This is a genomic window from Spirulina sp. CCY15215 (genome assembly GCF_016888125.1).
Classification (GTDB): domain Bacteria; phylum Cyanobacteriota; class Cyanobacteriia; order Cyanobacteriales; family Spirulinaceae; genus CCY15215.
This window is the reverse complement of the sequence record NZ_JACSWA010000595.1, coordinates 25,521-41,903: the sequence shown is the minus strand read 5'-3', so window position 1 is coordinate 41,903 and position 16,383 is coordinate 25,521. Positions and strand designations below refer to the sequence as shown.

The 16,383-nt window shown below is 45.0% G+C and carries 10 protein-coding genes; 7 read left to right on the top strand and 3 right to left on the bottom strand.

From position 1 onward, the window contains the following. Nucleotides 1-16: 16 nt before the first annotated feature. Nucleotides 17-3,709: an SNF2-related protein gene (locus JUI58_RS22530; protein ID WP_348539955.1), complete on the bottom strand. Its 3,693-nt coding sequence runs from the start codon at nt 3,707-3,709 to the stop codon at nt 17-19. A 159-nt stretch (nt 3,710-3,868) separates the two neighbouring features. Here JUI58_RS22530 and JUI58_RS22525 point away from each other — a divergent pair, with 159 nt between their 5' ends. From JUI58_RS22525 to JUI58_RS22505, 5 genes are all read left to right on the top strand, one after another. Beyond that, nucleotides 3,869-6,022, top strand: a complete 2,154-nt coding sequence (locus tag JUI58_RS22525) for a polyribonucleotide nucleotidyltransferase (RefSeq protein WP_204106090.1) — start codon at nt 3,869-3,871, stop codon at nt 6,020-6,022. 156 nt (nt 6,023-6,178) lie between these two features. Beyond that, complete coding sequence (locus JUI58_RS22520) at nt 6,179-7,618, top strand: BCD family MFS transporter (RefSeq protein WP_239121650.1); 1,440 nt, start codon at nt 6,179-6,181, stop codon at nt 7,616-7,618. A gap of 54 nt (nt 7,619-7,672) precedes the next feature. Next, nucleotides 7,673-8,506, top strand: a complete 834-nt coding sequence (locus JUI58_RS22515) for an inositol monophosphatase family protein (RefSeq protein WP_204106089.1) — start codon at nt 7,673-7,675, stop codon at nt 8,504-8,506. Between the two features lie 42 nt (nt 8,507-8,548). Beyond that, nucleotides 8,549-9,736 carry a glycosyltransferase family 4 protein gene (locus tag JUI58_RS22510; protein ID WP_204106088.1) on the top strand — a complete coding sequence of 396 codons (1,188 nt, stop codon included), beginning with the start codon at nt 8,549-8,551 and terminating at the stop codon, nt 9,734-9,736. Nucleotides 9,737-9,754: 18 nt separating this feature from the next. Continuing rightward, entirely contained in the window at nt 9,755-10,963 is a 1,209-nt protein-coding gene (locus tag JUI58_RS22505) for a WD40 repeat domain-containing protein (RefSeq protein WP_204106087.1), read from the top strand. A 105-nt stretch (nt 10,964-11,068) separates the two neighbouring features. Here JUI58_RS22505 and JUI58_RS22500 read toward each other — a convergent pair whose 3' ends face one another. After that, the gene (locus JUI58_RS22500) at nt 11,069-11,242 is read right to left on the bottom strand and encodes a hypothetical protein (protein WP_204106086.1); all 174 of its coding nucleotides are present in this window, start codon (nt 11,240-11,242) and stop codon (nt 11,069-11,071) included. 245 nt (nt 11,243-11,487) lie between these two features. Here JUI58_RS22500 and JUI58_RS22495 point away from each other — a divergent pair, with 245 nt between their 5' ends. Beyond that, nucleotides 11,488-13,914, top strand: coding sequence for an EAL domain-containing protein (locus tag JUI58_RS22495; protein ID WP_204106085.1), 2,427 nt, complete (start codon nt 11,488-11,490; stop codon nt 13,912-13,914). An 11-nt stretch (nt 13,915-13,925) separates the two neighbouring features. On the opposite strand, the gene JUI58_RS22490 is transcribed toward JUI58_RS22495, so the two are convergent. Then, nucleotides 13,926-14,204 (bottom strand): YiaA/YiaB family inner membrane protein, encoded by a 279-nt coding sequence (locus JUI58_RS22490; protein ID WP_204106084.1) that lies wholly within the window; start codon nt 14,202-14,204, stop codon nt 13,926-13,928. 278 nt (nt 14,205-14,482) lie between these two features. Here JUI58_RS22490 and asnB point away from each other — a divergent pair, with 278 nt between their 5' ends. Next, nucleotides 14,483-16,378, top strand: coding sequence for an asparagine synthase (glutamine-hydrolyzing) (gene asnB, locus JUI58_RS22485; RefSeq protein ID WP_204106083.1), 1,896 nt, complete (start codon nt 14,483-14,485; stop codon nt 16,376-16,378). Nucleotides 16,379-16,383: the final 5 nt, after the last annotated feature.

Genomic DNA, 16,383 nt, shown 5'->3' with positions numbered 1-16,383 from the left:
TTTAGCCTGTTTGTCTCTAACTATTCTCATCGATCACAACCCCCCGATCTAAGTGTAGTAAGTTTCGCAACTGTTCCGTATCTAACCGAGTTAACCATTGTTCTCCTGCATCCACTGTTTGTTCTGCGAGTTGTTTCTTGCTATTAATAATCTCATCAATGCGTTCCTCTAAAGTTCCCGTACAGACAAATTTATGCACTTGAACATTGCGTTTTTGACCGATACGGAAAGCGCGATCGGTGGCTTGATTTTCCACCGCAGGGTTCCACCAGCGATCGACATGAAAAACATGATTTGCACGGGTTAAATTTAATCCTGTTCCTCCTGCTTTTAAAGAGAGAATAAAAATTTGTGGACCATTGGGATCGCTTTGGAAGCGATCGATCATTTCTTGACGCTTTTCCCGACGAGTTGCACCATAAAGGAACAAAACTTCTGTTTCCAATTTTCGCGTTAAATAAGGTTGAATGAGTTTTCCCCATTCTGCAAATTGCGTGAAGATTAAAGCGCGATCGCCTTCTAAAACCACTTCTTCTAACATTTCCTCCAAACGTAACAATTTTCCCGAGCGATCGCCTCGGGTCAGGGTCTTTTCTTGCAAATATTGTGCGGGATGGTTGCACACCTGTTTTAGCTTCATTAACAGCGTTAAAATTAAGCCATGACGCTGAATACCTTCCGCGTCCTCAATTGCTGTTAAAGAGTCATCAACCAAGGTTTGATAGAGTTGAGATTGTTCCCTGGATAAGCCACAAAAAACATTCATTTCTTGTTTATCTGGTAAATCTTGGATGATATCTTTGTCAGTTTTTAAACGACGCAGAATAAAAGGTTGTACCAGCGATCGCAATTGTCCGAGGGAGTCGCGATCGCCGTACTTTTCAATGGGAATTGCAAAGCGTCGTTGAAAGAACTGTTTATTCCCCAAAAATCCAGGGTTGAGAAAGTCCAAAATCGACCATAATTCTGCAAGGCGATTTTCTACAGGAGTTCCGGTTAAAGCAATGCGAAATCCTGCTTTTAAAGTTCGGACTGCTTGAGATTGCTTAGATTGAGAATTTTTGATGTTTTGCGCTTCATCTAAAACAACTCCTTCCCAATCAACCATTTCTAGGGTTTTAATATCGCGAAAAACGAGAGAATAACTGGTTAAAATAATGTTTTGATTCTGCACAAATTTGACAAACTCTTTCCCCTTTTTGCGCTTATCTCCATGATGAATAAACTGAGAAAGAGTAGGAGAAAATTTTTGTAACTCTCGCTGCCAATTATTTAATACCGAAGTCGGACAAACCAACAAAATAGGAGCATTTAAACCCCCTTCATCTTTCAGATTTAAGAAAAAGGCGATCGCCTGAATTGTATTGTGACAAACGATGCCATTAGCAATAAAATTATGATATTTTTCTACCTCAAAATCGTACACCCAACCATCATAAAAAACCGGCTCGATCGCTTTGATTTCCCGATATTCTAAGGATTTTCCTGCTTCTGAAGGTAAGGCGATCGCTTCTCCCACCCTAAAATTATTTTTCCAACCCTGACGAGTTAATAATTTATGACGGTAAGTAATAGTAATACTAACCTCATCATCGAGAATAACTTGACGAAGATTTTCCCGTACTTTTTGCCGATAAAGTTGTGCGATCGGTGCTTTAATTAACTCTCCCGTTGCTTCATCTAACGCCAAAATTTCTAAAGATTGCATCGGTTTTGACCACAATCCTTCCCCATCAAAGGCAGTAATTCCCGCATATACTTCCCAAATCTCTGCCGCCATTTTTTCCACGCCATTGACAGTAATAATTGTATCCGCAGCAACGCATTTTCCCAACCCCATATCATCCGCAAGACAGGCACCTAAACTCCACCGTTCTAAAAAGGCCAGCCAACTCGCTCCTCGTGCTTGATAGGGTCGCAATTCTCCCTGAAAATCCTTGGGTTCCTTGAGGGGTTTTAGTGCTTTATTTTCCGTTAAATTGGCAATTAAATCTTTAAGAACCCCCGAAGCTGAAAAACTAAAAACAGGCAATTTCGCCAATACCTTAATATCTCCCGTACTCAACCGCAGCGCATCTTCAACAGTTAAAATTAGTTCGTCTTTTTTAGCAGGAGATAATATTTCTTGAGCCGCACGAACATCCGCCGGTTGTAGCGCCAGCCATTCCCCATTTACCTCAACCAAAGGAGAGCGCTGGGCGAGAAGTTGCTCAAAATCTTCTGCGGATAAACTTTGTTCCCCTACTGCCAATTCTAATTGATAATCAATCGGAATTTTTAGCCCCAAACGCTGCCCGCGTTTTTGTTGAACTTGGGCTTGAATTTTAATCCCCAAACGTTTTTCTTGCGATCGCGAATCCAATCCCGACGGTAAAATAGTATTAAAACCACTATCTTGTAATTGCCACGCACTGGCGCGGACAAACTCATAAACTTCAATCGGATTTAACAAACAACGCAAGGGCTTGCTATGATTTAAACTGGCTTTAATGGGGTCGTATAATCGTGCCGCTAAACCCAATCCTTTCAGTAAAGTTTCTTGGGGATTTTCAATGGTTTGACCCTGATGAACTAAAATATCAACAGGATTTTGCCAAATCATTTCCGCACTGACAACACAATCGGAATCTATTGCCGATCGCAATCCGTAATCCAATTTCCAATCTAATTTTCCCCAAGCAATTTCTCCTGTAGTGGGGGGGATGAGATGAAAATAAACGTGAAATTGTTCTTCTCCTAATTGTTCCGTCCTGGGAGTAACGAGATAATCTACCACGGGAGATTCCCAAGTTTGTACGGCACTATGCAAGCGTTGCAAGGACTGGGGTGGAGCCTTAATACTTGTAGAAGACTGCATCAAGGAATGTAACCAGGGTTTGGCGATCGCATCTCCTCGGGCAGGTAAGGGAATATCCAACCATTCCCGCACCTGCCTCCCTACTACCCCACTTAAAAAGTTGAGGAGGAGTGCTTGGGGTTCGACCCAATTATCTTGCCATTGAGGAGAGGAAAAGGAAGAAAGAGGAGAGTAGCTGCGACAAATACTGGGCATCAAACGTGCAAATTTAGTGAGGCGATCGCGATCGAGCGCACTATCGAGGAGAGGCTGCCAACAACTGTCCCATTCTTCCCCCTCAGCTAACAAACCTGGTAAAAATTTACCCCGCGCTAATAAATCCAAACTCCAGCGATAAACCTGGGACCAAAAGCGGATCGAGTCCCCCAATTCTCCCCGACGCGCTTGTAGGGAGTTCAGAGGTAATCCCCGTAACAAATGAATCGTTTCCACCGCATCAAAAACAATCCCCTCAACTTGCCACCATTGCAGAGAAATATCTTTCCCCGCAATTTCCCCTTCAGTTCCCGAAAGTAGAGGGAAAAACTTGCTCTCCCCCGAGAGAGTTTTGTCAGTAGATGTTCCCCGTTTTCTCCGTCTCCCCTTTTCTGGGGTTTCCGTCGTCTCCTCCCTGCGACTGGGAAGTGCTACAACCTGATGCGATCGCGGAATTTCTGCTTCAGCATTGGGTAAAAATAACTTGCGCGTTTCCAGATAAGACAAGAGTTCTTCCCCCGTCATGGCCAAAGGATGTAAGGAAATTCCCGACTCCCCCAACTCCTCCGAGGCTTGCCCTCGCCAAGTCTCTCCCCAGAGGAAAAAATAACCGCCCTCGGCGGGGCTTAAAATCCAACTCCCGTGTAAAATCGCCATACTACATTTTCGTTCGTTACTTTTAGGGTGAATACTTTCGCGGAGTCTATCTCGCATCTGCCGCAAAAGGCGATCGCGATCATTCCTCTCGGAGCGAGTCTAGAAGTGCTAGGATTGCGAAAGAGAAACAGTGAAAAAATATAAGGAAAAGCACGCAAGATGCAAGAATTTGCCAAGTCAATATCCTTTGACGGACGAGATATTCGACTCCAAACAGGTATACTCGCTCCTCAAGCTGACGGTTCAGTGTTAATTCAATCGGGAGAAACAGCAGTCCTCGTCACGGCAACTCGCTCTACAGGTCGGGAAGGCATTGATTTTCTCCCTCTCTTGGTAGACTACGAAGAAAGACTCTACGCAGCCGGTCGCATTCCAGGAGGATTTTTGCGCCGAGAAGGTCGTCCCCCTGATAAAGTCACCCTCACCAGTCGTTTGATCGATCGCCCCATGCGTCCCTTGTTTCCCCAATGGCTTCGGGATGACATTCAAATCATAGCAACGACTCTTGCTTTAGATGAAGAAGTCCCCCCCGATGTTTTAGCTGTTACGGGAGCATCTGTAGCCGTGCTTTTGGCGCAAATTCCCTTTCAAGGTCCGATGGCTGCGGTTCGCGTTGGCCTGGTTGGGGATGATTTTATCATTAACCCGACCTATCGGGAAATTGACCAAGGAGATTTAGACTTAGTGGTGGCTGGCTCTCCCGATGGGGTGGTCATGGTGGAAGCTGGAGCCAATCAATTACCGGAACAAGATATTATTGAGGCGATCGAGTTTGGCTACGAAGCGGTACAGGAGTTAATTAAGGCGCAACGGGAATTATTAGAAGAGTTGGGGCTGAAGTTAGTTACGGAGGAGGCACCCCAAGAAGATACCGCTTTGGGAGACTTTATTGCCGATCGCACTAATGACAAAATCAAAAAAGTTTTGTCCCAGTTTGACTTAGATAAAAAAGCCCGCGATATTGCTTTAGATGAGATCAAGGCCGAAGAAGTTACCGCCGCGATCGCCGAATTGCCGGAAGACGATGCCCTCAAAATTGCGGCGGAAAAGCCCAAAGCTGTTGATATTTTCTTTAAAAAACAAATCAAAAAACTCATGCGTCAGCAGATTATCACTGATGGCGTGCGGGTAGACGGACGCAAACTCGATGAGGTGCGCCCCATTAGCTGTAATGTGGGGGTTTTGCCTCGTCGCGTTCACGGTTCTGCTCTTTTTCAACGGGGACTCACTCAAGTTTTATCCTTAGTAACCTTGGGAACTCCCGGGGATGCCCAAGATCTGGACGATTTACATCCTCAATCTGAGAAACGCTACTTCCACCATTACAATTTTCCCCCTTATTCTGTAGGGGAAACAAAACCCATGCGATCGCCTGGACGACGGGAAATCGGTCACGGTGCTTTAGCGGAACGGGCGATCTTGCCGATTCTACCTCACCACGATGATTTTCCCTATGTTGTGCGAGTGGTTTCTGAGATTCTCTCTTCCAATGGTTCCACTTCGATGGGATCGGTTTGCGGTTCGACTCTCTCTTTAATGGATGCGGGGGTTCCCATTCGCAAGCCGGTAAGCGGGACGGCGATGGGTTTGATTAAAGAGGGGGATGAAGTCCGAGTTCTCACTGATATTCAAGGCATTGAGGACTTTTTGGGAGATATGGATTTTAAGGTGGCTGGCACCGATAATGGTATCACTGCCTTACAAATGGACATGAAAATCACGGGATTGTCTTTGGATGTAATTGCGGAGGCGATCGAAAAGGCGAAGGATGGACGGCTGCACATTTTAGAGAAAATGATGGCTGTTTTAGATCGTCCGCGCGATGAGTTATCCCCCTCTGCACCTCGCTTATTAAGCATGAAGATCGATCCAGATTTAATCGGTTTGGTGATCGGGCCTGGGGGTAAAACCATTAAGGGAATTACGGAACAAACAGGAGCCAAAATCGATATTGAAGATAATGGTACTGTAATGATTTTCTGCAATCGTTCCGAAAATGCGATGGAAGCACGACGGATCATTGAAGGGATGACCCGTAAACTCAATGAAGGAGATGTGTATGCGGGTCGCGTTACGCGCATTATCCAAATTGGAGCCTTTGTGGAAATTCTGCCAGGGAAAGAGGGCATGATTCACATTTCTCAATTGGCAGATTATCGCGTTGGTAAGGTTGAAGATGAAGTCGCTGTCGGTGATGAAGTGGTGGTGAAAGTGCGCGAGATTGATTCTCGGGGACGCATTAATTTAACTCGCCTTGGCATTCATCCTGATGAAGCGGTGGCGGCTCGAGCAGCAGCAGCAGCCAATAACTAGATTAGTCAAGAACCGCTATTGTATCTTTACAATAGCGGCTTTGAACCATAGCGAGAGTTAAATTCTCGCTATAGTTTTTTGGAGTTGCAGGATGATAACGAGACTAATATAAAGCCGTCCTCCGCGATCGGGACGGGGTTTCTACCCATTTTTCTGATGACAACCGACGATTTATTTAAACCCGAGATTCCCCCCAAACCCCAAATTGAACTTCCCACAATCTTCCGTTTGGGACTCTTTAACCTAGGACTGGGGATGATGTCCGTCCTTACCGTTGCAGTTCTGAACCGAGTCATGATTAGCGAACTCGGCATTCCTGGAGGCGTTACGGCAGGAGTTATTGCTGCCCCCTATTTTATCGCCCCCGCACGGGTTTGGTTCGGGCAACTCTCCGACGCAAAACCTCTCTTTGGTACTCACCGCACCGGTTACGTCCTCACCGGTACCGCCGTCTTTGGCGTGATGGTCTTTGCTGCGGTGCAAGTAGTTTGGCAACTGGCTAGAGTGATGGAAACAACAGGAGGTTGGCTCTGGAATCAGCAAACGACATTATTAACAATATTATTGGCAGGGATTTTTGCCCTTTATGGTTTAGCCGTCAGCGCCAGTTCCACCCCCTTTACGGCAATGTTAGTGGATATTTCCGAAGAAGACAATCGTTCCAAAATTGTCGCCATTGTCTGGTCCATGTTAATGGTAGGAATTGTGATTGGGGGCATCAGTGGTAAAGTCTTCCTCAAAAACATCGACCAAGTGGGAACCCGTACCTCCCTAGAAGCCCTCCAAGGTCCCATTAATGCCCTTTTCCTTATCGTCCCCTGTATCGTCTGGGGACTTGCCGCGATCGCCACCTGGGGAGTCGAAAAACGCTATTCCTTATATGCGTCGCGATCGTCCTTCAACGAGAGAAGCGATGGCATGACCCTGGGTAAAGCCCTCAAAGTCCTCACCTCCAGCCGTCAAACGGGCTTTTTCTTCTCTTTCCTACTGGTTATGACCATCGGGTTATTTTTGCAAGAAGCCGTCTTAGAACCCTACGGTGGGGAAGTTTTCGGGATGTCCATCGGGGAAACCACTGCCCTCAACTCCTTCTGGGGTATGGGGATTTTATTGGGCTACGGTACCACGGGCTTTTTAGTGGTGCCGCGTTTGGGCAAGAAAAACACCACCAAACTCGGTTGCTTATTGGTCGCAATTTGTTTCCTGATTATTATTAGTGCAGGGTTCACTCAAAATCCCCTCGCCTTAAAAGGAGCCATGTTCGTCTTTGGTATAGCCGCCGGTTTTGCCACTATTGGAGCCATTAGCCTCATGCTAGACTTGACAGCAGCAGAAACGGCAGGCACTTTTATCGGAGTTTGGGGACTGGCTCAAGCCTTGGCTCGAGCGATCGCCATTTGGTCGGGAGGCTCTATTCTAGATTTAGGGAGATTTATCTTTAAAGCCCCTCTCCTGGCTTATAGTTCCGTTTTTGTCCTGCAAGCCCTGGGAATGTTGCTGGCGATCGCCATTTTAGATCGCGTTGATGTCCAAGAATTCCAATCTACCTCCAAACAAGCTATTGCAACGATCATGGAAAGCGAGTTAGATGGATAGTAGTTGATAGTTGATAGTTGATAGTTGATAGTCGATCGCTAAGGGAATTAGGTCATGGCAGAGTTTTGGTATCGGGTTTTAGATTTTTGTAAAACAACCACGGAAGGATTGGGACATCGTTTGATGCGAGACTTTGGCCATGTTAGCGCCGATCGCAAAAGCGATGGCAGCTTAGTCACTGAGTCCGATCGCTGGTGCGATCGGGAAATTCGCAGGGCGATCGCGGCCACTTTTCCCGATCACGGCATTCTCACTGAAGAAACCACTCATACTCTCCCCGATCGAGACTGGTGCTGGGTAGTAGACCCCATCGACGGTACTACCAACTTTACGCGAGGAATTCCTGTTTGGGGCATATCCTTGGGGCTACTCTATCGCGGCACCCCCGTCTTTGGCTTCCTGAATTTCCCCCCCCTGCGCCAAGTCTTTTACGGCTATTGGTCGGGTCAAACCGACCTGATGATGCCCAAAGGAGCCTATTTAAACGGTAAACCTATTCAGACCAGCCCAGACGAACCCAGTTTCAACCATTTATTTAACTTCTGCGCCCGCAGCATGGATATTCTCAAAAACCCCTTTCCCTGTAAATTTCGTTCTATCGGCGTTGCCAGTTATAATCTTGTCTTGGTCGCTTGTGGGGCATCCCTCGGCGGGGTAGAAGCAACCCCTAAAATCTGGGATATTGCCGCAGTGTGGGCGATTTTACAAGGGGCTGGGGGTGCCTTCGTTCACTTAGAACCCAACCCGGTTTTTCCCTTAAAAATAGGGAAGGACTATGGCAGTCGTCCCTTCCCCAGTTTAGCGCTCAGTCGCATAGAACTCAGCCCGATCTTTAAACCTCTCGTGGGTTTTATTGGCGATCGCGTTGTTCGTCAATATGAAATTTGAGTGAGTTTATTGTTTTTGATTAAATTAAGGTTTGCATAATCGATGAGGATTTTAGTCTTAGCTTGGGAATTTCCCCCCCGCATTGTCGGAGGTATTGCCCGTCACGTTGCCGAATTGTATCCAGAATTTGTTCAGTTAGGTCACGAAATTCACCTCGTTACCGTCGAATTTGGCTCCACCCCCCGCAATGAAATCGTTGAGGGGGTTCATATTCATCGCGTCGCTGTCTCCCCCGGAAATGACTTCTTTCATTGGGTGGCGAATATGAATGAAAGTATGGGCAGCTATGGCGGTCAATTATTACGAGACAAGGGAGATTTTGCCCTCATCCACGCTCATGATTGGCTAGTGGGAGATGCGGCGATCGCCCTCAAAAACGCCTTTAAACTGCCCCTCATCGCCACCATTCACGCTACGGAATACGGTCGCTATAACGGTCTCTATAACGATACTCATCGCTACATTCACGGCAAAGAATATAATCTCATTTATGAAGCCTGGCGGGTCATTGTTTGCAGCCATTATATGAAAGAAGAACTCGGGCGAGCTTTTGGAACCACTGGGGATAAAATCGACATTGTTTATAATGGCATTCGCCCCCACAAAAAAGAACGCGATCCCAATTTTAACTTGACCCATTTTCGTCGCCGTTTCGCCGAGGATCGCGAAAAAATTGTCTACTATTTAGGGCGCATGACTTATGAAAAAGGTGTGTCTGTTCTCCTCGCCTCAGCCCCTAAAGTCATTGCTGAAATGGGGGGACATACTAAATTTGTGATTATTGGCGGCGGTAATACCGATCGCCTCAAAGAACAGGCATGGAATACAGGAATTTGGAACAATTGTTACTTCACTGGCTTCATGTCTGAAGAAGACCTCGATCGCTTCCAAACCATTGCCGATTGTGCTGTTTTCCCCAGTTTGTACGAACCTTTTGGTATTGTAGTCTTAGAAAGTTTTGCCGCTAGGGTTCCCGCCGTGGTTTCCGACACTGGCGGTTTACCCGAAGTCGTGCGCCATACCAAAACCGGAATAGTCACCCAAACCAATAACCCCGACTCCCTTGCTTGGGGCATTCTCGAAGTCCTCAAAAATCCTGGATATGCTCAATGGTTGATCGATAATGCTTATCAGGATTTACACGCCCGCTTTAATTGGTTAGATTTGGCCAAGCAAACGGAAGAGACTTATCAGCGTGTGGTTCAAGAGCGATCGCGCATCCTGTGGTAATCAAAACATCCTCTCATCATGCACAACCCTCGCCAACCCCTCAAACCCTATGATGCCGTTTTGGGCGGACAGTCTTCCTTGCCGCGAGGGAGTGCGGTTTTAGGGGGATTGCCTGGGCTGAAAGTTCGCTTCGAGAGTCGAGACGAAAATTTGCGCTTATCTGCCCTAGGGGACGTTCTACAATACGGTTCCCCAGGCATCGATCTGGCGATCGCTGCTTTAAAAGATCCGTCTCCGCGAGTTTGCTGGTTTGCCTACTCTTTGTTACGCCAATATTTACAAGAACAGAAGAGAACAGAATTAAAGATTTTGCTGTCCTTGAGAACTTATAACCCTTGGCAACTGTTTAGCTGTATTTTCACCATACAAGCTCACATTGCAGAAGTGACGGATTTAGCAGTCAGTCCCGATGCTGAAACTCTAGTGAGCAGCAGTCGAGATAAAACATTAGGGGTTTGGGATATTAGCACAGGACAGCAAAAGAATTCTTTAATCGGTCATTCCGACTGGGTTTCGGCTGTGGCAATTCCCAGTAATGGTAACATCATCGCCTCGGGCAGTCGCGATCGCACCATTAATATTTGGCACTTAAAAACTGGTCGCTTACTGCGGACAATGGCAGGTCGCGCCAATTTTGTCAAGTCCCTGGCTCTCACCCCCGATGGGAAAATTGCCCTGAGTGGCGGTATTGGCTGCACTCTCAGTCTGTGGGATACCAGTACGGGGAACCTCTTGCGAACCCTCACCGGAGCAGCCAATTCCCTCGATACCCTTGCCATCGATGGGCGATCGCAGTTCGTTGCCAGTGGTAATGGCGACGGCACGATTCAAGTTTGGGAACTGGCAAGCGGACAAATGTACCGACATTTTCTCGCCCATCGAGAGGGCATTACGGGATTATGTTGGAGTCGCGATCGCCAAACCCTTTTCAGTTGCAGTATTGATAAAACCCTTGGCGTTTGGGATCTGTCCACTGGGCAATTAAAACATCGCTTTATCGGTCATTTAGGAACAGTCAACGCTCTTTGTCTGAGTCCAGATGAACAAAACATTTTTAGCGGTGGTAGCGATAAAACCATTAAAATTTGGGATTTGCGAACCAAACGACTGCAATATAGCTGGGAAGGCCATTTAGACTCCGTAATTGCCCTGGAGATTGATCCAGAGGGTCAGCAACTTTTCAGTGGAAGTCGGGATGGAATAATTAAAATTTGGGGCGTAAAATAAACTCCATCGAGAGAAAAATAAAAAGTTTCTTGAGATTATGTCTCTCCAGGATCGCGTCTTTGTGAACTGGGAGAAATATAAACATAAACGCAAATTTTCGGGGTGCTACTCGTGGTCAAAGCCAAATGTTTTTTGACTATTTTCATAGCCGTCTCCTTGCTGGGAAAAGTAAATTGTTTCGTGTCCCCAGAGATTAATAATTTCGCAACTCGCTGCTGTCAGTGTTGTGATGTGAATGGCGAAAATTGTAAGTGTTGTTTGTGTAATTAGTGTTGTCAACCGGTAGAGGAAAATAAATCGCCAATATTTTCCTCTTTCTTCTCTTTTTCCTCTGCTAAAAGAGTAAATCCGATGTTAAAAAGGCAAAAAGAGTATCTCTATTGCTAATCCGAAGAATTTTTTCTGATTTGAGAAGACCTTTTTTTGCGAACAGCGTGTCAGAATAGGAGAATCTTATCGATCTGGGTTTAAATCTAGGTCAATAATGTAACTGGATTTTCTCTTTTCTTGAACGCGATACCCTTATGAGTTGGCAGGTATTTTTTCAGCAATTCCGGCGCAACAGAAGACCTGAAATCCAAATGTTGCAGCGTTTTTTCGGCGGGGTTGCTGCTGCGTTAGCCGTTGGGGGATTGCAAATCGCAGGATTTATTGAACCCTTGGAAAATCAAGTCAGCACTTTGTTATTTAGCCTGCGAGGGTCGCGAAGTTGGGACGATCGCATCGTAATTGTGGGGATTGATGAAAAAACGATTGAAGAATTAGAAACTCTTTCTTGGTCGCGATCGCCCTACACCAAATTACTCGCTATTTTAAAGCGATCGCAGCCCCAAGCCGTTGTTTTTGACGTGCTGATGCTCGAGGAAACCCAAGAAGATGACCTCTTAGCCCAAGGCATGAAACAGGGTATCCCGGTCATTCTTCCTGTCGCTTGGGATCGAAACGGTCGCTTATTGCATTCTCCCCCATCTCTGCAACAAGCCGCGATCGCCGAGGGTTACATTGCCCTCACTCAAAATTTATCCGGTACGACCCAAGCGATCGAACCTAAAGTCCAAGGCTTTCTCAGTTTGGGTTTAGCCGTCACCTCTATTAAATCCTTGGGGTTAAGTTTACCGCAATTAAATCGCCCTCTCTGGATCGACTGGCCGGGAAAGGCAAGAGAAGCAACGCAATATTCCCTAGCAGATACAATTCGGGGTAAAGTTCCCGAGTCTGCCTTTACCGATAAAATCGTTTTGGTGGGAGCGACGGCCATGGGTTTCGATCCCCTGAAAACCCCCTATGATGTCGATCCACCCACCAATGGCGTTTACCTGCACGCAGCCACGATTGATAATCTCTTGGGACGCGGTTTTTTTCATTCTCTGTATCCCACCAATGCGATCGCCGCTTGGTTGATTTATGGGGCGATCGGCAGTCTCCTCAGTTTTAATTTAACGCCGAAGCGGATGCGAACGCAAATCGCTCTGAGTTTGGGGGCGATCGTTGGTTGGTTACTTTTGTGCGGTTTGGGTTTTTATGGGAAATATCTCCTGCCTATTGTTGCCCCCATCGCGGTATTGAGCGTTACTGTTTTCGTCACCCTCTTGCAGCGTCTCGTCCAAATTAGAGCGATCGCTGTGTGGGCAATCCTCTACGACTCTTTGACAGGGTTGCCAGAACATTCCTACTTTTTGCAACAATTAAAACGAGTTGTAGTCAACAAAGGGGGAAAACACGCCTTCTTGGTGCTGAATCTCGATCGCTTTGGGGATTTGAATGCCGATCGAGGTCAAGGATCGAGCGATCGCTTGCTCTTGGCTGTGAGCGATCGCCTGGGGGAGATTCTCAAAGGTTCACTATTTAAAGAATGTCTGTTAGGACGTTGGGGTGCAGATGAATTTCTCATTTTTTATCCCCATCCTACCAGCAGCGCCACGGTGATTTTTTTGGCTCGCACTATTGATGAATGTTTACAAACGACCTTTCAGCTAGAACAACAACAGGCGTTTAGTCGTATTAGTATTGGTATTGCCTTATCTTGGGAATCTACACACTGCCCAGAAGAGTTATTAAACCACGCTCGTATTGCCATGTATCAAGCTAAACTGCAAGGTAAGCGGCGCTACGCCATTTTTAACCCACAACTCCATCAAGCTGCAATTTCCCTCTGGCAGCTTGAAAGTGATTTTCGTCAAGCTCTTGGGGGTATTGAGACTCGATTAGAGCAGGAATTTCGCCTTCATTATCAACCGATTATTAAACTTGAGACGGGTAGAATTATTGGCTTTGAAGCCTTAGTGAGATGGCAGCATCCCCAACGTGGTTTAGTCTCTCCGATTGAGTTTATTCCCCTAGCGGAAGAAACAGGTTTAATCGATCTTTTGGGACAATGGGTATTGTATAAAGCCTGTTATCAATTGCAGACTTGGCAAACTCAATTGAAGCATTGCTCTGGGTTAATTGTAGCGGTAAATCTCTCTCCCAGCCAACTTTTGCAGCCAGAATTGGTGACGCAAGTTCGTTCGGTACTTGAGGCAACTGGTTTGGATAGTCACTGTTTAAAGTTGGAAATAACTGAAAGTAGTTTAACTGCTAATGAAGAAGATGCGATCGCAATCTTGCATCAATTACGAGCATTAGGAGTTCACCTGAGTTTAGATGATTTTGGTATTGGTTATTCTTCCTTGAGACGGTTGCATCGCTTTCCTCTCAATTTATTAAAAATTGATAAATCTTTTGTGAAAGGACTAACCTACGAATCAGAAAGTTTAAATATCATCAAAACTATTTTAGAATTAGCTCGGACTTTAGAGATTAATGTGGTCGCGGAAGGCATTGAAACCCAAGAGCAGTTTTTTCAATTAAAGCAACTTCAATGCGATTACGGACAGGGATACTTATTTTCTAAACCCATTGATGCGATCGCAGCCGAGACTTTATTAATCAAAAACCCTCTTTTTCAATGATCTCCTATCAACTACAATGTACCATGTTCGCTGAGAATTTTCTCTACCCGCGCTTCATCAATGCGGGAGGTAATTCTTTTCGATTCGTGCATATCTCGACTCGTTTTAGCTAAACTCAAGGTAGAACCCACTGTAAAAGTTAAGCCCATACCCATAAAGCCTTTAATCCAATTATCAACGGGAAGATTGAGAATTCCCAATGTCATTCCTGTCAGAGAAATAACAAAAGTCGCCCAAGTTTGAACAATCCATGCGGTGCTATGATCTTGGTTCAATATTTGTTTTGCCATTGTTCTTTCACTCCAATTTGTATTTTCAAACTATATTCAAAGTTTAAATTTTGACCCAGATTGGATTGAGAACAATAGTGACAGTTTTTGGATTGGAGAGAAAATAGCCTCTGTCGCAAGAATGCAGATTTGTTTGGCTTAGAAAGGATTTCGGGCAGGATATAATAAACCGGAGATGACTGGTTTTGGGGACGCGATCAGTATTTTGACTTTCGGCGATCGCCAATACAATACCGATTTGATGGTAAAGTAGTGCATTAACTGTTTACAAGCGATCGATGTGTGGAATTTGTGGGGTTGTATATGCAGACTTGAATCGAGAGGTTAATGCGAAACTAATCGATCGCATGGCCGAAAAGATTATTCATCGAGGTCCCGATGAGGGGGGAAATTATGTATCTAGAAATGTTGGTTTAGGTTCTCGCCGTCTTTCAATTATCGACCTCGCTGGGGGTCAGCAACCTATCTATAATGAAGATAAGACCATTTGGGTTGTTTTTAATGGGGAACTCTACAATTATCGAGAACTGACCGCTTCTTTAACTCGTTTGGGTCATAAATTTTATACTGAAACCGATACGGAAGTTCTTGTTCATGCCTACGAAGAATTTGGCGATGAATTTCTGGAATATCTTAACGGAATGTTTGCTTTTGCTTTGTGGGATTCGCGACGACAGCGATTAATTATTGGGCGCGATCGCATGGGCATTAAACCGCTTTATTATACAATACACGATGATGCTTTAATTTTTGGTTCGGAATTAAAAACAATCCTTGCTTATCCTCATTTACCGCGAACAATTGACCTTGTTGCCCTCAATGAATATCTCAGTTTTGAATATATTCCTACACCGAGAACTATTTTTCAAGGGATTTCTAAATTGCCTCCCGGTCATGCTTTAAGTTATACGGAGGGAGAATTAAAAGTTTGGCAATATTGGGATATTAATTTATCGCGCAGTGAAAATATTAAGCCCAAGCAAATAAAAGAATACGAACAAGAACTTCTGAGTGTTATTAAAGATGCTGTACGCAAAGAAATGGTCAGCGATGTTCCCGTTGGGGTTCTTTTGAGTGGGGGTTTAGACTCCAGCGCGATCGCGGCTATGATGTCAGAAATTGCCCCTGGAAATGTCAAAAGTTTTTCGATTCGTTTTGACGATCCTTCTTTTGATGAGTCTTCCTATGCCCGTAAAGTAGCACATCATTTACAGACGGAACATTATGAATTAACTTTAACCCCAAAATTGACTTTAGATTTAGTTCCACAACTGGCTCAATTTCTTGATGAACCTTTGGGAGACTCTTCAATTATTCCCACTTTTTTACTTTCTCAATTTACGCGCCATCATGTTAAAGTTGCTTTAGGAGGAGATGGAGGAGACGAACTATTTGCTGGTTATTCGACTTTACAAGCACATCGATTAGTTGAATATTACGAGAGATTATTACCTGGATTTGTTCGCCATCGTTTGATTCCTTGGTTTGTCGATCGCCTGCCTGTTTCTTTTGATAATATTAGTTTTGATTTTAAACTACGGCGTTTTATTGCTGGTCGAGGGATTCCTATTATTATGCGACATCATCAATGGTTAGGATCGTTTACGGTAGATCAAAAACGTCAACTCTTGGAACCGTGGACGCAATTACAAGAAAAAGATACCTATCAAGTTGCTTTTGATCATCAGCAACAATCTCAGGCAAAGGAAGCCTTAAATCAATTACTTTATTGCGATTTAAAGTTATATTTAGAAGGGAATATTTTAGCCAAAGTCGATCGCGCTAGTATGGCTAATTCTTTAGAAGTACGAGTTCCTTTATTAAATCATACTTTGGTAGAATATGCGGCACAAATGCCCCACAGTCTCAAATTACGAGGCTTAACAACAAAGTATATCCTGCGTCGTGCCATGCGAAATCATTTGCCTGAAGAGATTATGAAGCGCGGCAAAAAGGGCTTTAATATGCCTGTGGCAAAGTGGCTTACTGGGGAATTACGTCCTTTAGTTGAAGATATGTTATCTCGTGAAAGATTGCAGCGAGAAGGCTTTTTTAATGCTGATTTTGTACAGCAATTATTACAAGAACACATGACAGGAAAAGCCGATCGCCGGAAGTTATTATGGACTTTATTAGTTTTTGAATTATGGTACGAACATTGGGGAAATGGATGAAACAA